At 70.6% G+C, this 22453-nt stretch carries 18 protein-coding genes; 14 read left to right on the forward strand and 4 right to left on the reverse strand.

Translation table 11 applies throughout. The features are described 5' to 3' along the window. The 5 genes from H0H10_RS05365 to H0H10_RS05385 all read left to right on the forward strand — a co-directional run bounded on the left by H0H10_RS05365 (position 1) and on the right by H0H10_RS05385 (position 8464). Complete coding sequence (locus H0H10_RS05365) at positions 1-1371, forward strand: esterase/lipase family protein (protein WP_188179656.1); 1371 nt, start codon at positions 1-3, stop codon at positions 1369-1371. 174 nt (positions 1372-1545) lie between these two features. After that, a complete protein-coding gene (locus H0H10_RS05370) occupies positions 1546-3072 on the forward strand; it encodes an aminotransferase class III-fold pyridoxal phosphate-dependent enzyme (protein WP_373566807.1) in 1527 nt (508 codons plus the stop codon). Between the two features lie 145 nt (positions 3073-3217). Next, positions 3218-5326, forward strand: coding sequence for an IucA/IucC family protein (locus H0H10_RS05375; RefSeq protein ID WP_223179400.1), 2109 nt, complete (start codon positions 3218-3220; stop codon positions 5324-5326). Positions 5327-5341: 15 nt separating this feature from the next. Beyond that, entirely contained in the window at positions 5342-6130 is a 789-nt protein-coding gene (locus H0H10_RS05380; RefSeq protein ID WP_188179657.1) for a GNAT family N-acetyltransferase, read from the forward strand. Between the two features lie 357 nt (positions 6131-6487). Continuing rightward, positions 6488-8464 (forward strand): ATP-dependent DNA helicase, encoded by a 1977-nt coding sequence (locus H0H10_RS05385; RefSeq protein ID WP_188179658.1) that lies wholly within the window; start codon positions 6488-6490, stop codon positions 8462-8464. 177 nt (positions 8465-8641) lie between these two features. On the opposite strand, the gene lexA is transcribed toward H0H10_RS05385, so the two are convergent. Further along, on the reverse strand, positions 8642-9421 hold the full coding sequence (gene lexA / locus H0H10_RS05390) for a transcriptional repressor LexA (RefSeq protein WP_188179659.1): 780 nt from the start codon (positions 9419-9421) through the stop codon (positions 8642-8644). Positions 9422-10006: 585 nt separating this feature from the next. On the opposite strand from lexA, the gene nrdR reads away from it, so the two are divergent. Both nrdR and H0H10_RS05400 read left to right on the forward strand, forming a co-directional pair. Then, positions 10007-10558 (forward strand): transcriptional regulator NrdR, encoded by a 552-nt coding sequence (gene nrdR, locus H0H10_RS05395; RefSeq protein ID WP_188179660.1) that lies wholly within the window; start codon positions 10007-10009, stop codon positions 10556-10558. A gap of 165 nt (positions 10559-10723) precedes the next feature. After that, positions 10724-13612, forward strand: coding sequence for a vitamin B12-dependent ribonucleotide reductase (locus tag H0H10_RS05400; protein WP_188179661.1), 2889 nt, complete (start codon positions 10724-10726; stop codon positions 13610-13612). Between the two features lie 178 nt (positions 13613-13790). Here the strand turns inward: H0H10_RS05400 and H0H10_RS05405 are convergent, their stop codons facing one another. Further along, positions 13791-14360 (reverse strand): TetR/AcrR family transcriptional regulator, encoded by a 570-nt coding sequence (locus H0H10_RS05405; RefSeq protein ID WP_188179662.1) that lies wholly within the window; start codon positions 14358-14360, stop codon positions 13791-13793. Between the two features lie 88 nt (positions 14361-14448). Here H0H10_RS05405 and H0H10_RS05410 point away from each other — a divergent pair, with 88 nt between their 5' ends. After that, positions 14449-14910 (forward strand): nuclear transport factor 2 family protein, encoded by a 462-nt coding sequence (locus H0H10_RS05410; RefSeq protein ID WP_188179663.1) that lies wholly within the window; start codon positions 14449-14451, stop codon positions 14908-14910. A 93-nt stretch (positions 14911-15003) separates the two neighbouring features. On the opposite strand, the gene H0H10_RS05415 is transcribed toward H0H10_RS05410, so the two are convergent. After that, positions 15004-15537 (reverse strand): TerD family protein, encoded by a 534-nt coding sequence (locus H0H10_RS05415; RefSeq protein ID WP_188179664.1) that lies wholly within the window; start codon positions 15535-15537, stop codon positions 15004-15006. Between the two features lie 158 nt (positions 15538-15695). Here H0H10_RS05415 and H0H10_RS05420 point away from each other — a divergent pair, with 158 nt between their 5' ends. The 3 genes from H0H10_RS05420 (at position 15696) to H0H10_RS05430 (ending at position 18026) form a co-directional block, all read left to right on the forward strand. Then, positions 15696-16301, forward strand: coding sequence for a YdbC family protein (locus H0H10_RS05420; protein ID WP_188179665.1), 606 nt, complete (start codon positions 15696-15698; stop codon positions 16299-16301). 144 nt (positions 16302-16445) lie between these two features. Beyond that, entirely contained in the window at positions 16446-17105 is a 660-nt protein-coding gene (locus tag H0H10_RS05425) for a histidine phosphatase family protein (protein ID WP_188179666.1), read from the forward strand. 12 nt (positions 17106-17117) lie between these two features. After that, positions 17118-18026, forward strand: a complete 909-nt coding sequence (locus tag H0H10_RS05430; RefSeq protein WP_188179667.1) for an ADP-ribosylglycohydrolase family protein — start codon at positions 17118-17120, stop codon at positions 18024-18026. A gap of 371 nt (positions 18027-18397) precedes the next feature. Here H0H10_RS05430 and H0H10_RS05435 read toward each other — a convergent pair whose 3' ends face one another. Then, positions 18398-19945, reverse strand: coding sequence for an MFS transporter (locus H0H10_RS05435; RefSeq protein ID WP_188179668.1), 1548 nt, complete (start codon positions 19943-19945; stop codon positions 18398-18400). 183 nt (positions 19946-20128) lie between these two features. On the opposite strand from H0H10_RS05435, the gene H0H10_RS05440 reads away from it, so the two are divergent. The 3 genes from H0H10_RS05440 to H0H10_RS05450 all read left to right on the forward strand — a co-directional run bounded on the left by H0H10_RS05440 (position 20129) and on the right by H0H10_RS05450 (position 22232). Then, positions 20129-20749, forward strand: a complete 621-nt coding sequence (locus H0H10_RS05440) for a TetR/AcrR family transcriptional regulator (protein ID WP_188179669.1) — start codon at positions 20129-20131, stop codon at positions 20747-20749. Between the two features lie 80 nt (positions 20750-20829). Further along, complete coding sequence (gene rnhB / locus H0H10_RS05445; RefSeq protein WP_188179670.1) at positions 20830-21531, forward strand: ribonuclease HII; 702 nt, start codon at positions 20830-20832, stop codon at positions 21529-21531. Between the two features lie 68 nt (positions 21532-21599). Beyond that, positions 21600-22232 carry a hypothetical protein gene (locus tag H0H10_RS05450; protein ID WP_188179671.1) on the forward strand — a complete coding sequence of 211 codons (633 nt, stop codon included), beginning with the start codon at positions 21600-21602 and terminating at the stop codon, positions 22230-22232. Positions 22233-22453 lie beyond the last annotated feature (221 nt).

Here is a 22453-nt window from a genome sequence, read left to right on the forward strand (position 1 = left end):
ATGGAACACGATCTCGTCGTCTTCGTCCCCGGCATCGGGGGAAGCCGGCTCACCCGGGACGGCGTCGATCTCTGGAACATGTCGCTGCAGGCCATGATGAGCCTGCGCAATCCCCGGCGCGCGCTGGAGGGCCTTGCGCTGGAACCCGGCATGGAGGACGGCCACCCGGAGGGACGCGACGCCGTCGAGGTCGCCGGACTGGTCCGGGAGCCGTTCGTCCTCAGCGGCCTCATGCGGCACCTCGGTTACCTCCGCATGCCCCAGGTCGAGGAGCACGCCAAGCCCGGCCAGTACCGCGAGTTCGCCTACGACTGGCGGCTTTCGAACCGCACGACCGCCGAGGACCTGCAGAAATGGACGGAGCGGGCGCTCGGCCAGTGGCAGGAGCAGGCGCGGACGTGGTACCCGGACATGCCGGACGATCCCAAGGTGGTCTTCCTGTGCCACTCCATGGGCGGCCTCGTCACCCGCTACTACCTGGAGTGCCTCGGCGGACGCGAGATCACCCGGAGTCTGACCACGATCGGCACGCCGCACCGCGGCGCCGCCAAGGCGGCGCGGTTCCTCACCGGCCATGCCTTCGGAACCCGCCATCCGCTCCGGTGGTTCGGCGAGAACATCACGGAGCTGTGCCGCCGGCTGCCGTCCGTCTGGCAGCTCCTGCCCGTCTACGAAGCGGTGATCAGACCCGGTGAGCCGGACCGCCGCACCCTCCTTGAGGAACCGCTGGGCCTGGACAGCGACCGTCTGCGGTACGCGTTCCGCTTCCACGAGCAGTTCGAGGAGGCCGCCGCGGCGAACCTCACCGCCGAAGGGCGCCCCTACCGGGTGCACTGCCTCGCCGGAAACGCCCATCGCACCTGGCACGGCGTCGTGGCGCGGCCGGAGGGCCCCCGCTATGTGAAGGAGCTGGACAACTCCGGTGCCTGGCGTGGCGACGGAACCGTGCCCGCGGGGTCGGCGGTGGCCGACTGGCACATGACGAGCTCGTCGGACGCCGTCTGGTACGGACACAAGCACGCCTCGCTGCACGGCGAGAAGCCGGTCGGTCGCCAACTCGCCCAGATCTTCCTGGACAAGCCGGTGCGCGGCATGCTGGCCGACGAGGAGGAGTTCGGCTTCGAGGCTCCCGACCTGGCGTCGGCCGACACACCGTTCGAGGTCGTGGTCGACCGGTGCGAGAGGCGTCGTCACGTGGTCGCGCGACTGCGCGGGAACGGCGTCGACCTGCCCTGGACGGAGCTGATCCCGGACGGGGCCGGCAGACGGCGCGGCAGCCTCAGTGCCCCCGCGGGCGTGTGGACGCTGGAGGTCCGCGCCGACAACCCCGACACCGTGCGGCGCGACGCGGTGCTCGTGATCGACGAGTAAATCGACAAGTAACCGGCACGGCGCCCGCCACCGCAAGGATCTTGAGACGACCCGTAACCCGGTGAACAGCCGGGGGTTGGTAGCGGTGGGGGCCTGCTGCCCGGGTGCGGTCCCCTGTGCCGATGGCGACGCGATACGTCGACTCGCCTGTGGACAGCGGGAGGACACAGAGCCGTGGCGGAATCCGCGTACGGGGGTTTGGCGGCCGGGGAGCAGGACCCGGCGGCAGCGCGTGCGGTGCCCGAAACCGCGCCGAGGTGCCGGCCGGCGCGCGAGCCGGCAGCGCGCACCTACGCCCGTGCGCTGCCGATCGTGCCGGTCCGCGCCCGGGGTCTGACCATCGAGGGCGCGGACGGCCGCCGCTACCTCGACTGCGCCTCGGGCGCCGGGACGCTCGCCCTCGGCCACAACCATCCGGTCGTGCTGGAGGCGATCCGCAAGGTCCTCGACTCCGGCGCCCCCCTTCAGGTCATGGACCTGGCGACCCCGGTCAGGGACGCCTTCGTCGCCGAGCTGCTCCGCACGCTGCCACCCGGGCTCGCCGACCGAGCGCGCGTGCGGTTCTGCGGGCCGGCCGGTACGGACGCGATCGAAACCGCCGTCGGACTGGTCCGGGCCGCGACGGGGCGAACCGGGACGATCACGTTCGCCGCCGCCGACCCCGCCGATGCCGCCGCCCACGCCGGTGTCGACTCCCACGCCGATGTCGATGTCGACGCCGGACTGACCGGCCGGGCGGTGACCGGGCCCGACGACGCCCGTGGCACCCCGCGCGCACGGCTGCCGTATCCGCGGGACTACCGCTGCCCGTTCGGCCTCGGCGACCAGCGCGGGGCCGAACTCGCCGCCCGGTGGACCGAGTCCGCCCTCGACGACGCTGCGTCGGATGCGCGGCTGCCCGCCGGGATGCTGCTCGAACCGGTCCAGGGCGGGGGCGGGGTGGCGCCCGCGCCCGACGCCTGGATGCGGCGCATGCGGCAGATCACGGCCGAACGGTCCGTCCCGCTGATCGTCGACGAGAGCGATACGGGCGTCGGGCGGACCGGCGCCTTCTGGGCGGTGGAGCACAGCGGTGTCACCCCCGACGTGATGGTCCTGTCCAAGGCGATCGGCGGCAGCCTGCCGCTGGCCGTCGTGGTCCACCGTGCCGACCTCGACACCGGGGAGTCCGGCGCCCACACCGCCTTCCGCGGCAACCAACTCGCCCTGGCCGCAGGCACCGCGACCCTCGCCCACGTCCGTGAGAACCGGCTCGCCGAGCATGCGGCGGCCCTGGGCTCCCGCATACTGAGCCGGCTTCGGGAACTGGCGCGGGAGTTCCCCTGCATCGGTGACGTGCGCGGGCGTGGCCTGATGGCCGGGATCGAACTGGTGGTTCCCGACGGCGATCCTGAACCCCTCGACGAGCGGACTCCGGCCGACCGCGCCGCCCCGCCGGCCCGGTCTTTGCACCGTCCAGGCCCCGCCGCCCCCGAACTCGCGGCCGCCGTCCAGCGCGAGTGCCTGCGCCGCGGACTGATCGTCGGCCTCGCAGGCCGCCGCATGAACGTCGTACGGCTGCTGCCACCGCTGACGATCAGCGAGGAACAGGCGGCGGCGGTCCTCGACCGACTGGCCGACGCGGTGCAGACGGTGGCCCGCGATCACGCCGAACAGGCTCCATCGCGACACCGACGTCGACCGGGCCGAGATCCCCGGTGACGCCCTGGTGACGCCCTGGTGGAGGTCGCCGCCGTCCTGCCGGATCGGTCGCGGACGGCGCCGACACCGGCAGGGTTCGCCGTCGCCGCACTCGCCGTCCCTGCCCGCTCGCGGTGCGGGACACCGAACGTCACGAGGACCCACCATGAACACCATTCCTGCCCCCAAGGACCACGCCGCTGTACCGGGTGCCGCTGCGCCGGCCGCCGCCGAAGGGACCGCCGCCGTGCCGGGTGCCGCGGTGCCGGCTGCCGTTGGGCGGGGCCCCGCTGTGCCGGGTGCCGCCGTGCCCGGTGCCGCTGAACGGAGCGCCGCAGTGCCGGGTGTCTTCACTTCGGCCGCCGTCGGGCGGGCCGCCGCCGTGCGGGCCGGCTCCGCGTCGGCTGCCGCCGGGCCGGACTCTCGTCGGCGGGAGCGGGCGCAGGGTGCCGAGACGTCCGGCGGCGTCACCACTGGTTTCTGGGACCACGCGGACCCGCGCACCACCGCCCAGGCCGCAGCCGTGGAGAACCTGCTGCGCTGCTGGACACGGGAGACCAACCTGCCCGCGCCCGGCGACGGCGTCCTGCGCATCCCGCTGCCCGCCACCGGAACGTGCCTGCTCGTGCCCGTCCAGTACTGGTCCCCGACAGGCCTGCACCGCTTCGGCCTTCCGCGCCTGGCCGGCGCCCCGGAATCCTCCCCACCGGTGGATGCGATCACCGCCGCCGCACTGCTCGTCCGGGAGACGGCCGGCGGCACGGACTCCGACGGCGTGGACCTCGTCGCACGCGTCGCCGACTCCGTCCGTCGTACCGCTGTCTTCATCCGCGACCGCAGGGAGCACCCCCGCGACGACTCCGATCTCTTCCTGGCCGCCGAGCAGGCTCTCGTCCTCGGCCACCCGCTGCATCCGACCCCCAAGAGCCGCGAGGGTCTCACCGACACCGAGGCACGGCTGTACTCACCCGAACTGCGCGGCTCCTTTCCCCTGCACTGGATGGCGGTCGCCCCCTCCGTCCTCGCCTCCGACTCGGCCTGGACCGAGCACGGCCGTCGCGTCACCGCGTCCCGTCTCACCGGACGCCTCGCCGGCCCCGGGCCGGCGCTGCCGGACGGATACGCGCTTCTGCCCCTGCACCCCTGGCAGCTCCGAGAGGTCCGGAACCGACCGGAGATCCAGGCCCTGCTCGACGCGGGGCTGCTCCGGGACCTCGGTGCGCACGGCGCCCCGTGGTGTCCCACCTCCTCTCTGCGGACCGTCCACCGCACCGGTGCCCCCGCCATGCTCAAACTGTCCCTGGCACTGCACATCACCAACTCCCGCCGTGAGAACCTCCGCAAGGAACTGCACCGTGGCGTCGAGGTGCACCGTCTGCTCCGCACCGGCCTGTCCCGGCAGTGGCACGCCGCACATCCGGGTTTCGACATCGTCCGCGACCCCGCCTGGCTCGCCGTCGACGCACCGGACGGCACGCCTGTGCACGGGCTCGACGTCGTCATCCGGCACAACCCCTTCCACCCGTCGGACGACGTCTCCTGCATCGCCGCACTCGTCGCGCCGCGGCTCCACCCGGGGGAGGGCGGCGCAGCGGGCACCTCGGAGGCGTCGGCGCCCGGTCGCGTCGAGCCGTCCCTAGTGGCCGAGACCGGCGAGCTTTCCCGACTGGCCGAGATCGTCAGACGGCTCGCCGCGCGAACCGGTCGCCCCCGCGAGGCGGTCGCCGCCGAGTGGTTCCTGCGGTACCTCGAACAGGTCGTACGTCCCGTGGTGTGGCTGGACGGCGAGGCCGGAGTCGCCCTTGAAGCGCACCAGCAGAACACGCTGGTCCTCCTGGACGCCGACGGCTGGCCCACCGGCGGCCGCTACCGCGACAACCAGGGCTACTACTTCCGCGAATCACGGCGTGCGGAACTCGACGCCCGCCTGCCCGGCATCGGCGAACACAGCGACACGTTCGTCTCCGACGAGGTCACCGACGAGCGATTCGCGTACTACCTCGCCATCAACAACGTGCTCGGCCTCATCGGCGCCTTCGGCTCCCAGCACCTCGCCGACGAGCGACTCCTGCTCGCCGCCTGCCGCCGCTTCCTCGGCGGACTCGCCTCGGGGCCGGCCCCGCTGCGCAGCTCGCTGCCCGCCCGCCTGCTCGACTCACCCGTACTGCGCTGCAAGGCCAACCTGCTGACCCGCCTGCACGGCCTCGACGAACTCGTCGGCCCGGTCGACACCCAGTCCGTCTACGTCACCATCTCCAACCCCCTTCACTGCTGAACCAACCCGAGATCCATGCCCGACCCCGCCCCCGAGAGGAGCGACGCCGTGCCTTCCACCGATGCCGGCACCGACGCCGGTACCGCCCCGACCGCAGACATGGGCGCCGACCCGGGTCCCGGCAGGGGCGCGGACAGCGAGGACACACTCGATCTGCACCTGCCCGGCGGGCTCGCCATGCTTCTCGCCGCCGAGGAGACCGCCATCACCGACGGGCCCCTGAGCGCCGGCGACGACCTGCTCGACCGCGTCGCCGACTGGGGACCGGCCGTCACCCCCGCGGGCGTGTTCCACCTGGTGCCGGTCCGACTCGGACGGGATCTCACGCTCATCAGCCGCTGGATGAACGACCCCGCCGTCTCCGCCTTCTGGGAGCTGACCGGACCCCAGAGCGTGACCGAGCACCACGTACGGGCCCAGCTCACCGGCGACGGGCGCAGCGTTCCGTGCATCGGCGTGCTGGACGGCGTGCCGATGAGCTACTGGGAGATCTACCGGGCCGACCTCGACCCGCTCGCCCGGTACTACCCCGCTCGACCCCACGACACCGGAATCCACCTCCTCATCGGCGATGTCGCCGACCGTGGACGAGGCCTCGGCGCGACCCTGATCAGGGCTGTCGCCGACCTCGTGTTCGACAAACGGTCCACCTGTTCACGTGTCCTCGCGGAACCCGATCTTCGCAATACCCCCTCCATCGCCGCATTCCTCAGCGCAGGCTTCCGGTTCTCCGCCGAGGCCGACCTGCCCGCCAAGCGAGCCGCCCTCATGGTCCGAGACCGGGCCCTGCGGCATCTGCTGTAGCGCCGTGCCGCAGCACCATCACTTCTGGTACACCGCTCGTGCCGCCGCGGTTCCCACCGCTGCGTCCCGAATGCGCTCGTGGCGCGGCAGCACCCACCGCGCATTGCTCCGTCGCCCACCGCGCATGTCTCCGTCGTCCGTCGTGCACGGCCTCTGCGCCATCTCCGCCATCTCCGCTCGTGCCGCCCGCCCCCACCGCCAAGGAGCCCGCGTCTTGTCCCCGCCCCCGCCTCCGTCCGTGCCCGTGGTCCGGGCCCGTCCCTCCCTCTCGCCCCTCATGTCTCCGCCACCTCTCCAGTCCCTGGTTCCCGCCTTGATCGCCCGTTTGTCAGTCCCGGGCCGTAGGGTGGTCGCGCTATGACGAAGCCCTCACTCCCCGAACTCCTGCACGCTGCAGTCACTGCCGTCGGCGGCACGGAGCGCCCTGGCCAGGTGGCCATGGCCGAATCCGTCGCGGAAGCGATCGACGGCGGCTCCCATCTGCTGGTCCAGGCCGGCACCGGTACCGGCAAGTCGCTGGGATACCTCGTGCCCGCGCTGGCGCACGGGGAGCGGGTCGTCGTGGCCACCGCGACCCTGGCCCTGCAGCGCCAGCTCGTCGAGCGGGACCTGCCGCGTACGGTCGAGGCACTGCACCCGCTGCTGCGCCGCCGCCCCGAGTTCGCGATGCTCAAGGGCCGGTCGAACTATCTCTGTCTGCACCGCCTGCACGAGGGCGTTCCGCAGGACGAGGAGGAAGGGCTCTTCGATCAGTTCGAGGCCGCGGCCCCCAGCAGCAAGCTGGGCCAGGACCTGCTGCGGATGCGCGAGTGGGCCGACGAGACCGAGACGGGCGACCGGGACGACCTCACGCCCGGCGTCTCGGACCGGGCCTGGTCGCAGGTGTCGGTGTCCTCGCGGGAGTGCCTGGGCGCCTCGAAGTGCGCGTACGGCGCCGAGTGCTTCGCCGAGATGGCCCGTGAGCGCGCCAAGCTGTCCGAGGTCGTCGTCACCAACCACGCGCTGCTGGCGATCGACGCCATCGAGGGCGCCCCGGTCCTGCCGCAGCACGAGGTGCTGATCGTCGACGAGGCCCACGAACTGGTCTCCCGGGTCACCGGAGTGGCCACCGGCGAGCTGACTCCCGGCCAGGTCAACCGCGCGGTGCGCCGTGCCGCGAAGCTGGTCAACGAGAAGGCCGCGGACCAGCTCCAGACGGCCGCGGAGGGCTTCGAGCGGCTGATGGAGCTGGCGCTTCCGGGCCGTCTGGAGGAGATCCCGGAAGACCTCGGGTACGCGCTGATGGCGCTGCGCGACGCCTGCCGCACGGTCATCTCCGCGATCGGGGCCACGCGGGACAAGTCCGTGCAGGACGAGGACGCGGTCCGCAAGCAGGCCCTCGCCTCCGTGGAGTCGGTGCACGACGTCGCGGAGCGGATCACGAACGGCTCCGAGTGGGACGTCGTCTGGTACGAGCGGCACGACCGCTTCGGCGCCTCCCTGCGCGTCGCCCCCATGTCCGTGTCGGGGCTGCTGCGGGAGAAGCTCTTCACCGACCGCTCGGTCGTCCTGACCTCGGCGACCCTGAAGCTCGGCGGCGACTTCAACGGTGTCGGCGCCTCCCTGGGGCTCGCCCCGGAGGGCACGGAGGGCGAGGACGTCCCCCAGTGGAAGGGCGTCGACGTGGGTTCGCCCTTCGACTACCGCAAGCAGGGCATCCTGTACGTCGCCAAGCACCTGGCCCGCCCCGCGCGCGACGGCGACCGTGCCGACATGCTCGACGAACTCACGGAGCTGATCCAGGCGGCCGGGGGCCGCACGCTGGGGCTGTTCTCCTCGATGCGGGCCGCCCAGCTGGCCGCCGAGGAGCTCCGTTCCCGCATCCCCGAGTTCCCCATCCTCCTCCAGGGGGAGGAGACGCTGGGGGAGCTGATCAAGAACTTCGCCGCCGACCCGAAGACCTGCCTCTTCGGCACGCTGTCGCTCTGGCAGGGCGTCGACGTCCCCGGCCCGAGCTGCCAGCTGGTCGTCATGGACAAGATCCCGTTTCCGCGCCCGGACGACCCGTTGATGAGCGCCCGCCAGAAGGCGGTCGAGGAGGCCGGCGGCAACGGTTTCATGGCGGTCGCCGCCACCCACGCCGCGCTGCTCATGGCCCAGGGCGCCGGCCGTCTCGTACGGGCGTCGGGCGACCGCGGCGTGGTCGCCGTACTGGACCAGCGACTCGCGACTGCCCGGTACGGCAGCTATCTCAAGGCGTCACTGCCCGACTTCTGGTACACCACGGACCGTAACCAGGTCCGGAAGTCGCTCGCCGCGATCGATGCGGCGGCGCAGCACGCGGAAGCGGGCTGATCCCGGGTGGGTGTGCCGCGACACCGCGACACACCCACTCCCGAGATGTGAGCGTGCCGTCGTCGGAGCCCTGGGTCCTGGCCCTGGCCCTGGGCAGCACAGGACCCCGGAACCGGCGCAGTGGTCCCGGGGCCCGGTCAGGTCGGCGGGGGCTGTAAGGACCTCCCGCCGCTGCGGTCAGACGCGGCGCAGAACGGCCACCACCTTGCCGAGGATGGTCGCGTCGTCACCGGGGATCGGCTCGTAGGCCGAGTTGTGCGGCAGGAGCCATACGTGCCCGTCCTCGCGCTTGAAGCGCTTGACGGTCGCCTCGCCGTCGAGCATCGCGGCCACGATGTCGCCGTTCTCGGCGACCGGCTGGCGGCGGACCGTGACCCAGTCGCCGTCGCAGATGGCCGCCTCGATCATCGAGTCACCGACGACCTTCAGGACGAACAGCTCGCCGTCACCGACCAGCTGCCGGGGCAGGGGGAAGACGTCCTCGACGGACTCCTCGGCGAGGATCGGGCCACCGGCGGCGATGCGGCCGACCAGGGGGACGTACGACGCGGCCGGCTTGCCGGCGGTGTCCGTGGGCTGGACGGAGGCGGCCTGGTCGGAGCCGCGCACCTCATACGCGCGCGGGCGGTGCGGGTCGCGGCGCAGGAAGCCCTTGCGCTCCAGTGCCATCAGCTGGTGCGCGACGGAGGAAGTGCTGGAGAGGCCGACGGCCTGGCCGATCTCCCGCATCGACGGCGGGTAACCGCGACGCTGCACGGAGTCCCTGATGACCTCGATCACCCGGCGTTGGCGGTCGGTGAGTCCGGAACTGTCCGCCCGGATACCTGGAGGTCGGCCCGGCAGGGAGCGCTTGTGCCCCTCGGGATTCGTGGTGTCGCTCATCGCATGCACCGGCTCAGGTCGGCCCTGGGGGCGGTCCTGGGCAGTGATGGTGGCACTGTCTGCGGTGGTGGTCACGTCGGCCCCTCTCGATGGTCTCCCTGCTGGACAACGGTAGTTGCTTTCGAAAGGTTGCGCCAAACACACGTTCGAGTGAAAAATCGCGAATCGCCCGTCGTGATCTTGTCTCCAGGTGTATGGCTATCGCGGCTTCTGGCGGACAAAAAGGCCCATTGCTGTACGCTTCCCCGCCGGGGTGACGGACTCGTGGCCTGTCGCCCCAGTCTGCCATCCGGCATTCCCCCCGGCCGGGACCGGCCCTCATCTGTGCGGTAGTCCCACGTCCCCTCCTCGCGGCGGCCACGGTATCTGCGCATGTCCAGGGGCGCTGCGGGCGTGTTCAGCGGCGGTGCGGGCGCGCGCGTGCGCATTCGCCGTACGGTGACGACCGCGGGCGCCTGTACGCACGGGCGCGACACGCGTGCAGCGCGTGTGCGTAAGGGTCAATCCCCACATCTAGTGGTTGGATTGCATCAGCAGCCCAGAAGTTGTGGTCCCCCGGGTCTTCGGGCCCTCGGCGATCGCCTATGCTTGAGGCTGCTTCGAGGGGCCTGAAGGCCCTTGCGAGGCTATTGAGTCTGCTGTGAGGAGGGTTGGGAGTACATGCACTGCCCCTTCTGCAGGCACCCCGACAGCCGCGTCGTCGACAGCCGTACGACCGACGACGGCACGTCGATCCGCAGGCGCCGCCAGTGCCCCGACTGCTCCCGTCGTTTCACGACCGTGGAGACGTGCTCGCTCATGGTGGTCAAGCGGTCCGGGGTCACCGAGCCGTTCAGCCGCACCAAGGTCATCAACGGTGTGCGCAAGGCGTGCCAGGGCCGGCCCGTCACCGAGGACGCGCTCGCCCAGCTCGGCCAGCGGGTCGAGGAGGCGGTACGGGCCACCGGAAGCGCCGAGCTGACCACCCACGACGTCGGGCTGGCCATACTCGGCCCGCTGCAGGAGCTCGACCTCGTCGCGTATCTGCGGTTCGCCTCCGTGTACCGGGCGTTCGACTCGCTCGAGGACTTCGAGGCTGCCATCGCGGAACTCAGGGAACAGACGGGACGTCCCGGCACGGGCGACGACGCCGGTGCTGCGGGGAGCGATGAAGACGACCGCGGGTCCACGGGGACGGCACAGGTCCCCGAGCCCGCAGGCGCCGCCGACTGACCGGCGGGCCGGACCCGGACCTCGGTACCGGGCCCGGCCGGGCGGCGGCGAGTGAGAAAGACCTGTTGCGGGCGGAGCCAGAGGTGCCCGCAACACCAGACAGAACACCGTGCCACGGGAACATCGGGGCACTTCAGGGCGTTTTCGCCCGTACAGGGAGGCGGCATGACAGAGACGGCGAGCGGTCCGGCACGGAGTACCCGCGCGAAGGGCACGAAGGGCGGCAAGGGACTCCGTATCGAGCGCGTCCACACCACTCCCGGGGTCCACCCCTATGACGAGGTGGCCTGGGAGCGCCGTGACGTCGTCATGACCAACTGGCGCGACGGCTCGGTCAATTTCGAGCAGCGCGGCGTCGAGTTCCCCGACTTCTGGTCGGTGAACGCGGTCAACATCGTCACCAGCAAGTACTTCCGCGGTGCCGTCGGCACCCCGCAGCGCGAGACCAGCCTCAAGCAGCTGATCGACCGCATCGTGAAGACGTACCGGAAGGCCGGCGAGGACCACAAGTACTTCGCTTCGCCCGCCGACGCCGAGATCTTCGAGCACGAGCTGGCCTACGCCCTCCTGCACCAGATCTTCAGCTTCAACAGCCCCGTGTGGTTCAACGTGGGCACGCCCCAGCCGCAGCAGGTCTCCGCCTGCTTCATCCTGTCCGTCGACGACTCCATGGAGTCGATCCTCGACTGGTACAAGGAAGAGGGCATGATCTTCAAGGGCGGTTCCGGCGCCGGCCTGAACCTGTCCCGGATCCGCTCCTCCAAGGAGCTGCTCTCCTCCGGCGGCAACGCCTCCGGTCCGGTCTCCTTCATGCGTGGCGCCGACGCCTCCGCCGGCACGATCAAGTCCGGTGGCGCCACCCGCCGCGCCGCCAAGATGGTCGTCCTCGACGTGGACCACCCGGACATCGAGGACTTCATCGAGACCAAGGTGAAGGAAGAGGAGAAGATCCGCGTCCTGCGCGACGCGGGCTTCGACATGGACCTGGGCGGCGACGACATCACGTCCGTCCAGTACCAGAACGCCAACAACTCGGTCCGTGTCAACGACGAGTTCATGAAGGCGGTCGAGCAGGGCGGTCAGTTCGGCCTGCGTGCCCGGATGACCGGCGAGGTCATCGAGGAGGTCGACGCCAAGGCGCTCTTCCGTAAGATCGCCGAGGCCGCCTGGGCCTGCGCCGACCCCGGCATCCAGTACGACGACACCATCAACAACTGGCACACCTGCCCCGAGTCCGGCCGGATCACCGCGTCGAACCCGTGCAGCGAGTACATGCACCTGGACAACACGTCCTGCAACCTGGCCTCGCTGAACCTGATGAAGTTCCTGAAGGACGACGGCAAGGGCAACCAGTCCTTCGAGACCGAGCGCTTCCAGAAGGTCGTCGAGCTGGTCATCACCGCGATGGACATCTCGATCTGCTTCGCTGACTTCCCGACCGAGAAGATCGGCGAGAACACGCGCGCGTTCCGCCAGCTCGGCATCGGCTACGCCAACCTCGGCGCCCTGCTGATGGCCACCGGCCACGCGTACGACTCCGACGGCGGCCGCGCCCTCGCCGGGGCCATCACCTCCCTGATGACCGGCACGGCCTACCGCCGCTCCGCCGAGCTCGCCGCGGTCGTCGGCCCGTACGACGGCTACGCCCGCAACGCGGACGCCCACCAGCGCGTCATGAAGCAGCACTCCGACGCCAACGGCACGGCCGTGCGCATGGACGACCTCGACACCCCGGTGTGGGCCGCGGCCACCGAGGCCTGGCAGGACGTGCTGCGCCTCGGCGAGAAGAACGGTTTCCGTAACTCCCAGGCGTCCGTCCTCGCCCCGACCGGCACCATCGGTCTGGCGATGTCCTGCGACACCACCGGTGTCGAGCCCGACCTGGCGCTGGTCAAGTTCAAGAAGCTGGTCGGCGGCGGTTCGATGCAGATCGTCAACGGCACCGTCCCGCAGGCCCTGCGCCGCCTGGGCTACCAGGAGGAGCAGATCGAGGCGATCGTCGCCCACATCGCCGAGCACGGCAATGTGATCGACGCCCCCGGTCTCAAGCAGGAGCACTACGAGGTGTTCGACTGCGCCATGGGCGAGCGCGCCATCTCCCCGATGGGCCACGTCCGCATGATGGCCGCGATCCAGCCCTGGATCTCCGGTGCCATCTCCAAGACGGTCAACATGCCGGAGACGGCGACCGTCGAGGAGGTCGAGGAGATCTACTTCGAGGCCTGGAAGCTGGGCGTCAAGGCGCTCGCCATCTACCGCGACAACTGCAAGGTCGGCCAGCCGCTCTCGGCCAAGAAGAAGGACTCCGCGGAGGAGAAGGCCGGGGAGCCGGCCGCCGTCGAGGCCAAGGTCGAGAAGGTCGTCGAGTACCGCCCGGTCCGCAAGCGCCTCCCGAAGGGACGTCCCGGCATCACCACCTCCTTCACCGTCGGTGGCGCCGAGGGCTACATGACCGCCAACTCCTACCCGGACGACGGTCTCGGCGAGGTCTTCCTGAAGATGTCCAAGCAGGGCTCGACCCTCGCGGGCATGATGGACGCCTTCTCCATCGCGGTCTCCGTCGGCCTCCAGTACGGCGTGCCGCTGGAGACGTACGTCTCGAAGTTCACGAACATGCGCTTCGAGCCGGCCGGCATGACGGACGACCCGGACGTGCGGATGGCGCAGTCGATCGTCGACTACATCTTCCGCCGCCTGGCGCTGGACTTCCTGCCCTTCGAGACGCGTTCCGCGCTCGGCATCCACTCCGCCGAGGAGCGCCAGCGTCACCTGGAGACGGGTTCGTACGAGCCCGCCGACGACGAGGTCGACGTCGAGGGCCTGGCCCAGTCGGCGCCGCGCGCCCAGGAGCTGAAGGCCGTCGCCACGCCGAAGGCCGAGGTCGAGGCGGCCAAGCCCGCTCCGAAGCAGGCGCACACCAGTGCCGAGCTGGTGGAGATGCAGCTGGGCATCCAGGCCGACGCTCCGCTGTGCTTCTCCTGCGGTACGAAGATGCAGCGGGCCGGCTCCTGCTACATCTGCGAGGGCTGCGGCTCGACCAGCGGCTGCAGCTGAGAATGAGCGGGATCGCGTCGGGTGCGACATCCGACGCGATCCGCTGAGCACTGATGACGGGAGGGCCGTCAGCCCTGTGGCTGACGGCCCTCCCGCCGTCGCGACCGTCCGGTACGTCGCGTGCCGAGTGCCCGGTGTGCTGAGTGCCGGCGGGCCGTGGAGGTGGTGACCTCGGGGGTCAGGGCGTCTTTCCGAGCAGCGTCGCGACCGCTGCGCGGGCATGACGGGCCGGGGCCGGGTCGCCACTGATGCCGGCGGTTACGATGGCTCCCTCGGCGAGCAGGAAGACCGGTTCGACCACCGGCACCCCGGTGCTGTGCACCCACCCTGCGATCTGGTCGTGGAACGCCCGCTTGTGCGACCGGACTTCGGCCAGCACCGCCTCGGACGACGAGCCGAGTTCGCCGAAGGCGTTCACCCAGGCGCATCCGCGGAAACCCGGCTGCGCGAACCAATCCGCGAGCCAGTCGAAGACCGCGAGTATGCGCTCGTGAGGATCCGGGACCTGTTCCACGTGGGCGGCCAGCTCTCCTCTCCACCGTCGGTCGCGACGCCTGAGCATCGCCACGACGAGATCCTCCTTCGCCGCGAAGAACCGGTAGATCCGCTTCAGCGGCAGTCCGGATGCCGCGCGGACTTCATCCATGCCGACCGCCTGGATGCCTCGCTCGTAGAAGAGCTTCTCCGCGGTGTCCAGCAGCGCTTCGCGGTCCACGCGGTTCTGTTCCTCGGTGATCGGGGCCGGCACCCGGGTCTCCTTGACGTTGAGAACGATCGTTCCCTACCTTAGCCTCCAGTCAGTGGAGAACGTACGTTTTCCATGTGAGGAGGTCGCAGTGCCGGAAGATCGCCCGCCCTACCCGCCGTTCACGCAGGAGACCGCCCTGCAGAAGGTCCAGGCCGCCGAGGATGCCTGGAACACCCGTGATCCCCAACGGGTGGCACTGGCCTACACCCCGGATTCGACGTGGCGGAACCGGGACACGTTCGTCAGCGGCCGCGAAGAGATCGTCGCTTTCCTGACGCAGAAATGGGAGCGCGAACTGGACTACGCGCTGCGCAAGAGCCTCTGGGGATTCCACGAGAACCGGATCGCGGTCCGATTCCAGTACGAGTGGCACGACGTCGAGGGCCAGTGGTGGCGCAGTTACGGCAACGAACTGTGGGAGTTCGACGAGCGCGGCCTGATGCGACGCCGTGAGGCGAGCATCAACGACATCGCCATCACCGAAGCCGAGAGGCGTATCCACGGACCGCGGCCCGTGGACGAACACGGGATCGACATCCCGCTCCAGTAGCGCACGCCACCACGCCGCTCCGGGACGGTGGGCCCGGGCGCCACGATCGCCCGAGCCCACCGCGCACCTTCACCTGGACAGGGGGCACGAGGGTCAGGGCCGGTGTATGGCGCCCATGGCCCTCGGGAAGGTCGCCGGGTCGCCCTCGAAGCCGTGGACGCCCGCGTGGAACGACCATGCGCCGGTTTCGTCCCGGACGAACTCCGCGACCGTCGCCGCGGTCGCCCCGGGAACGGAAGCGAAGTCGTCCTCGGCCAGGTCGGTGTAGCCCTCACGGATGCGCAGACCGGGTCCGGTCACGTCGGCGAAGGTGCGCTCGCCGGAGCGCTGCTGGATGGCGACGCCGACCACCACGCGCGCGTACCGGGGGTCGAGCCTGTCGAGCTCCAGCGTCATGACCTCGTCGTAGCCGAAGCCCTTGCCGTCCTTGCTGTCCCGGTTGAGGTAGATGGTGCCGTCGGGGGAGCGGCTGTCGAAGTGCACCACATAGGAGGGGTCGCCGTGCGGATCGCTCGCCGGATAGGTCCCGGCGACGAGATCCAGATCGGCCGACGGCTGCCCCGCCGGACTCGGATCCCACCTGAGCGCGACCTCGACCTTGCGGATCCCCTTGCTGAGGGCGTTCACAGACTTCCCCTTCCCCGGTCACCCGCCCTGCCCGTCCACGTCAACTGCCGAGCAGTGACGGCCGGTTGTCCATCCTGCCATGCGCGCGGGCGCCCATGAGGGCAAGAGGTCCGGCGGACAGTGACCGGCGCCACGTTCCCTGGCCTTACCATGGCGCGGTGCTGGTCAAGTGGATTCGCTGCACCGTGGTGGACCGCCGCGGTTTCGAGCGGGGGCAGCGGAAGTGGGCGGGGCTTCTGGGAGAGCCGGGGTTTCGCGGGCAGGGCGGGGGCTGGAGCCGTGGGCGGCCGGATGTGGCGCACGTCTTCGCCTTCTGGGAGAGCCGTGCCTTCTACGACTCGTTCATGGCCCGCTCCCACGACCGGCTCGCCTCGGCGCAGTCGGGCACCTTCAAGGACGCCCAGGTCAGACTCTTCGACCATCGATTCGACGTGAAGACCGGATTCGAACCGCGATTCACGGACGCCGATCTGCTGCGGGTGGCGCTCTGCCGTGTCCACGAGGCACGGGCCGAGCACTACGTGCTCATGCAGGAGAAGGTCTGGAATCCCGCGATGGCCGGCTCGCCGGGCATGGTCCGCGGGCTGTTCGGCGAGGCGCCGGGGAACGAGTACCTGGTGCTGTCGATGTGGCGGTCGGCCGCCGAGCACGGCAAGTACCGCACCGAGCGGGTGGAGCGCCTCGCCCTGCGTGCCCAGACCGAGGCGGACATCGCGGCCCTCACGGGAGACATCGTGGAGCTGGAACCGGCCTGGACGGTCTGACGTCCCGGTCCGCCCGGAGCCGGCGCCGGAACCTTGTCCGTCCGGACCGGCCGCCCGGGGCCGACGCGTGGAATGGTGTGACCTACGCCGTATGGGGCCCGTACGAATGCTCGGTTCCCGCCCCGGTCGATCTAGGGTTGTCACATGGCACGACCACGGCGCATCGTCCTTGTCCGGCACGGCGAGTCGACGGGCAATATCGACGACACCGTGTACGAGCGCGAACCCGACCACGCACTGGGCCTGACCGAGCGGGGCCGGCGGCAGGCCGAGGAGACGGGCGGAAGGCTGCGCGAGCTGTTCGGCCGTGAACGCGTCAGTGTCTACGTCTCCCCGTACCGCCGGACGCACGAGACGCTGCGCGCCTTCCGGCTCGACCCCGAGCTGATACGCGTCCGGGAGGAGCCCCGGCTGCGCGAGCAGGACTGGGGCAACTGGCAGGACTGCGACGACGTGCGTCTGCAGAAGGCGTACCGCGACGCCTACGGCCACTTCTTCTACCGCTTCGCCCAGGGCGAGTCCGGGGCCGACGTCTACGACCGGGTCGGCGGCTTCCTGGAGAGCCTGTTCCGCAGCTTCGAGGCCCCCGACCATCCGCCGAACGTGCTGCTGGTGACCCATGGTCTGGCCATGCGGCTGTTCTGCATGCGGTGGTTCCACTGGACGGTCGCGGAATTCGAGTCGCTGTCGAACCCGGGGAACGGGGAGACCCGGATGCTCGTTCTGGGGGACGACGGCAAGTACACGCTTGACCGGCCCTTCGAGCGCTGGCGAGATCCGGAACCCTACGGGATCACCGGCTAGAGTGGCAGGGCGATGACCGCTCCTTCATCTCCCGACGTGCGCCTGGACCGGGCCCTGGCCAGCCTGCGTGGACTCTCGGTCGGGGACGCGCTGGGCTCACAGTTCTTCGTGCCCGTGAACTATCCACTGCTGAAGCGCCGCGAGCTGCCCCCCGGGTCCTGGCAGTGGACGGACGACACGGAAATGGCCTGCTCCGTGGTCGCCGTCCTGGCCGCCCACCACCGCATCGACCAGGACGCACTGGCGCGGTCCTTCGCCGAGCACCACGACTTCGACCGGGGCTACGGTCCGGCGGTCAACCGGCTGCTGCGGCTGGTCCGGGAAGGCGGCGACTGGCGTGAGCTCGCCGCCCAACTGTTCAACGGCCAGGGCTCCTGGGGCAACGGCGCCGCGATGCGCATCGCGCCCCTGGGCGCCTGGTACGCGGACGACCCCGAGCAGGCGACGCATCAGGCCGAGATCTCGGCCTACCCCACGCACCAGCATCGCGAGGCGGTGGTGGGCGCCATGGCCGTAGCCGCGGCTGCCGCACTAGCAGCGGCTCCCGACGGCCCGCCCGGTGCCGAGGCGCTCCTCGACGGGGTGATCGGGCTGGTACCGGCGAAGAGCGCGGTCGGCGCGGGGCTGCGGCGGGCCCGGGACATGCTGGACTACGGCGACGCGGCCACGGTCGCGGCCGTACTGGGCTGTGGGAGGCGTACCACCGCCCACGACACGGTTCCCTTCGCTCTCTGGTCGGCCGCGCGAGCCCTCGGTGACTACGAGCACGCCTTCTGGACGACCGCCCAGGTCGGCGGGGACGTGGACACGAACTGCGCCATCGTGGGCGGGGTGGTCGCGTCGGGCCGGCCGGGGGCGCCTCCGGCTGAATGGCTGGAGCGGACCGAGGCGCTGCCCGGCTGGCTGACCGCGACCCGCTGACTCCGGCCGTCGGCACTCTCCGTGCATGGCGGGAACTCTGTGTGACCGCCTGTGCGTTGTCGTGACATCCGCTGTGCGAGGCATGGGGCCTGCGCAGGACGGGACCGTCACGAGGGGGTGGCATGGAGGTGCCGCTTGTTCCGGCTGTTGTGCTGCTCTTCGCGGCGCTGATCGTCCTGCTGGCCGTGCGCCGTCTCGCCCAGCGAGGTCCGCGAGCCCCGTGGGTGTCGTCGGCTCGGGTCCCCCACCCGTTGCCGCCGCAGGGCGGTGCGGGGTCACGTCCCGCCGTCGCGGGTCGGCGGGGGAGACGCCGACGGGGTGCCATGACGCCCGTCGGCGGGCCCGCGCCGACCCGCAGTACGCCGCTCCCCTCAGCCCATGCCGGGTCCGGCCGAGCCGGCCAGGGCGTCCAGGTCGCTCTTGCGGACCCGGATCACCAGCCAGGCGGTGGCGATCGCGAGGACGGCCATCGCGGCAGCCGGGACGAAGGCGGCCGAAATGCCCTGCGCCAGCACGTCGTGCCCCCAGGGAGCGGGCAGTTGGTGCGTCCTGGCGAACTCCGCCTTCTGTTCCGGCGAGCCGTTGGCGAGGAAGTCCGGCAGTTGCTTCTCCCCCTCGTCCCTGCTCGCCGTGCCGAAGACGGTCGTCAGAATGGCCAGGCCGATCGATCCGCCGACCTGCTGCGTGGCATTGAGCAGCCCGGACGCCGCACCGGCCTCGTGCTGGGCGACCCCGGAGACCGCGGTGAGCGTCAGCGTCACGAAGTTCAGGCCCATGCCGAAGCCGAATATCAGCATCGGACCGAGAACGCCGCCGACGTAGGAGCTGTCGGAGCTGATGAGCGCCTGCCAGGCCAGCCCGACCGCCGCCAGCGTGGAGCCCACGAGCATGAACGGCTTCGGGCCGAACACGGGCAGGAACCGCTGCGACAGACCGGCGCCGAGCGCGATCACCACCGTGACCGGCAGGAAGGCGAGGCCGGCCTCGATCGGGCTGTAGCCCAGCACGTTCTGGACGAACAGCACGATGTAGAAGAACATGCCGAACATCGCCGCGGCCAGGCTCAGCATGATCACATACGTGCCGGAGCGGTTGCGGTCGGCGAACATCCTCAGTGGGGTGATCGGTTCCTTGGCCCGGGACTCGATGAGCGCGAAGGCCACGAGCAGGACCACCGCGGCGCCGAAGGACCCGATCGTCAGGCCGTCCCGCCAGCCCTCTTCCGCGGCGCGGATGAAGCCGTAGACGAGGGACGCCATACCCGCCGTCGAGGTCACCGCCCCGGCGATGTCGAAGCGGCCGGAGTGCCGCTCGGACTCGCTGATGTACAGCGGTGTGAGCACGGCGATCAGCACGCCGATCGGCACGTTGACGAACAGCACCCAGCGCCAGTCGAGCCACTCGGTGAGCATGCCGCCCGCCAGCAGACCGATGGCGCCACCACCCGCCGAGACGGCCGCGAAGACGCCGAAGGCCCGGTTCCGCTCCGGGCCCTCGGGGAAGGTGGTGGTGATCAGTGCCAGCGAGGTGGGCGACGCGATCGCTCCGCCTACGCCCTGCAGGACGCGTGCGGCCAGCAGCTGCCAGGGTTCCTGGGCGAATCCACCGAGCAGCGAGGCGAGGGTGAACAGCAGGATGCCGGACATGAAGACCCGGCGCCGGCCGAGGATGTCACCGGCCCGGCCGCCGAGCAGCAGCAGGCCGCCGAAGGTGAGTGTGTAGGCGCTGACGACCCACGTGAGGTCGGTGGTGCTGAACTTGAGCGCGTCTTGAATGTGCGGGAGGGCGATGTTCACAATCGTCGCGTCGAGTACCACCATGAGTTGGCAGGCGGCGATGACCGTGAGTGCGATGCCGGGATGCCCCTCCCGGCGGGCCGCCCCTGGTTTCTGGCCTTGGAGCAACGGAGAGGTTGTCACTATGGGTCCCCCAGAAATGGCTTAGTGAACGATCGCGTTCACTGTTGCGTCAACGGTAGTGACTCTCCGACAGTGAACGCAAGCGTTCACTTATGCCGTCGTCGCGTGCCGGTCCCCCGTTGTGGCTGCGCGGCGCCCCCTTTCCCCGGAATCCCCCGCTTTCTGTTCCCTGGAGACATCCGAATGGCTACTTCGCACTGGGCGGCCGCCTCCGCCCAGACGGGCTCCCGCCGGCGTGGTGCGGTGCTCGAGCGCGCGATCCTCGACGCCGCCCTGGAGCAACTCGGCACCGTCGGCTGGAACGGTCTGACGATGGAGGGTGTGGCCGCCGGCGCCCAGACGGGCAAGGCGGCGGTCTACCGGCGCTGGCCGTCAAAGGAGGATCTCGTCGCGGACGCGCTGCGGGCCGGTCTGCCGCGCTTCGACACGGTTCCCGATCTCGGGAGCGTGCGCGAGGACCTGCTCGCGCTGTGCCGTCGGGCGCGCGACGCGATGTTCTCCCGTCCCGGATTCGCCCTCCGGTCGGTGATTCACGAATGCGACAGCATGCAGGCGGAGCGCTTCCATGGCGTGATCTTCGAGGGGGTCGTCGAGCCGACCATCGCGATGCTCCGCGACGTCATCACCCGCGGAATCGAGCGTGGTGAGGTGCGGCGCGACGCGGCGAACGGCTGTGTCTTCGATGTCGTACCGGCGATGATGATGTACCGCTCGAAGGTGTGCGGAAGTGAATGGAACGACCAGGAGATCGAGGAGATGATCGACCGGCTGATGGTTCCGCTGCTGAGGCCCGACCACGGCTGATCCCGGGATGCCTTCGGCATGGGCGACGCTGGGGGACCGGGTGTCGCGAGAGGAACAGGGCGGCGTAGGCTAAGGGCGCCATGCCGTACGAACCACCTACTCACACCGTCGAGCGCTCCCTTCGCGCAACGACCGGAGCGAAGATCATTGCCGGTGTCGACGAGGTGGGGCGCGGCGCCTGGGCCGGCCCGGTGACCGTCTGCGCGGCGATCACCGGACTGCGTCGGCCGCCGGCGGGCCTCACCGACTCCAAGCTGCTGACCGTCAAGCGACGCAACGAACTCGCCGCGGAACTGCAGCAGTGGGTGACGTCGTATGCCCTGGGCCACGCCTCCCCGGAGGAGATCGACGACCTGGGGATGACCGCCGCGCTGCGACTGGCAGCGGTGCGTGCTCTGGAGAGTCTGCCGGTCCGCCCCGACGCCGTCATCCTCGACGGCAAGCACGACTATCTCGGGGCTCCCTGGAAGGTTCGTACGGTGATCAAGGGCGACCAGTCGTGTGTGGCGGTCGCTGCCGCCTCGGTGCTCGCCAAGGTCCAGCGCGACAAAATGATGGCCGAACTGGGTATCGACCATGCAGACTTCGGTTTTGCGGACAACGCCGGGTATCCGTCGCCCGTGCACAAGGCCGCACTGGAGGAGCGGGGCCCCACCCCGTACCACCGGTTGTCGTGGGCGTATCTTGATGCGCTGCCCCAGTGGCGGCACCTCAAGAAGGCCCGCAGCTGGGCGGAGGGAAGCGTTCCGGAGATCGAGGGCCAGCTCGGCTTCGATTTCTGACGGTTCCGTTCGCGCATACGTGCCACCCGCCGACGCGAGCCGCACCAACGTTTGATAAATATCAACTCATGCCTCTCATTCCCGAGGAGCCTCAGATTCACGAGAGTGCCCAGGGTCCCCGCGCCACGCCGGCCAGCGGCCGCACCGCGCCGACCCCTCGCCCCGTACCCGGCCCCCGTCCCGCGGCCCCGCCGCGCCCCGGTCGTCCCGGCCCGCTCCGGCCGGCGCCGCCGGTGCAACGTACGTCGCGTGACGCCGCCACGGCCAAACCCGGACCGTCGGGTCCGGCCGCTCCCGCCGCCTCCGCGGCCACCCCGCAGATCCAGCTGATCCCGGCCTCGCCCGAAGGCGCGCTCGACGCCGCCGAGGAAGCGGTCGACCTGCTGCTGGAGTCGGGTCGTGCCCCGGGCGACGTCCTGGTGATCACCACCGGTGAGCCGCACCCGTGGGCCACCCATGAGCTGTCCTTCGGCGACGCCGCCTACTGGGCGCAGCACGACGCCGGCGACGACGTCTTCTACGCGGACGCCGCCGTCGCGGAGCGTGCCTCCTCGCGGTCCGTGGTCGTGGTCGCGATCAACGGTGGTTCCGAAGACGCTGCCGTCACCGCCCTGTCCCTGGCCCACTCCCGGGCCGGTGCCCTGCTGATCGTCTGCGGTGACCCGCAGCGCATCAACTCCGTGCTGGGCGCGGGCGTCTGAGCAGGCTCCGTCGCACCCGGAGAACGCCGGGGTGACGTAGGGACCGCCGTGCCGGCATCCGCGCGGTGGCGGCTTTGGTGTGCCTCGGTGGCCGAGGTGGTCCGGGGCGGGGTGCCCCACTTCCTCGGTGCCGCGCCACCGGCGACGTCGTCAAGCGGCGGCCGGCGGTCGTTGCGGCTCCGAGGGGCCTGGTGGCACACGGGGACTTCTTGCGTGCTGTA

It is taken from the genome of Streptomyces griseicoloratus (assembly GCF_014534645.1).
Classification (GTDB): Bacteria; Actinomycetota; Actinomycetes; order Streptomycetales; family Streptomycetaceae; genus Streptomyces; species Streptomyces griseicoloratus.

What these genes read in the sequence shown, in the direction of transcription:
- H0H10_RS05385 (WP_188179658.1), top strand. Translation starts at nt 6,488, where the DNA reads ATGACGAAGCCCTCACTCCCCGAACTCCTGCACGCTGCAGTCACTGCC.
- H0H10_RS05425 (WP_188179666.1), top strand. Translation starts at nt 16,446, where the DNA reads ATGGCACGACCACGGCGCATCGTCCTTGTCCGGCACGGCGAGTCGACG.
- nrdR (WP_188179660.1), top strand. Translation starts at nt 10,007, where the DNA reads ATGCACTGCCCCTTCTGCAGGCACCCCGACAGCCGCGTCGTCGACAGC.
- H0H10_RS05400 (WP_188179661.1), top strand. Translation starts at nt 10,724, where the DNA reads ATGACAGAGACGGCGAGCGGTCCGGCACGGAGTACCCGCGCGAAGGGC.
- H0H10_RS05430 (WP_188179667.1), top strand. Translation starts at nt 17,118, where the DNA reads ATGACCGCTCCTTCATCTCCCGACGTGCGCCTGGACCGGGCCCTGGCC.
- H0H10_RS05365 (WP_188179656.1), top strand. Translation starts at nt 1, where the DNA reads ATGGAACACGATCTCGTCGTCTTCGTCCCCGGCATCGGGGGAAGCCGG.
- rnhB (WP_188179670.1), top strand. Translation starts at nt 20,830, where the DNA reads ATGCCGTACGAACCACCTACTCACACCGTCGAGCGCTCCCTTCGCGCA.
- H0H10_RS05440 (WP_188179669.1), top strand. Translation starts at nt 20,129, where the DNA reads ATGGCTACTTCGCACTGGGCGGCCGCCTCCGCCCAGACGGGCTCCCGC.
- H0H10_RS05375 (WP_223179400.1), top strand. Translation starts at nt 3,218, where the DNA reads ATGAACACCATTCCTGCCCCCAAGGACCACGCCGCTGTACCGGGTGCC.
- H0H10_RS05380 (WP_188179657.1), top strand. Translation starts at nt 5,342, where the DNA reads ATGCCCGACCCCGCCCCCGAGAGGAGCGACGCCGTGCCTTCCACCGAT.
- H0H10_RS05450 (WP_188179671.1), top strand. Translation starts at nt 21,600, where the DNA reads ATGCCTCTCATTCCCGAGGAGCCTCAGATTCACGAGAGTGCCCAGGGT.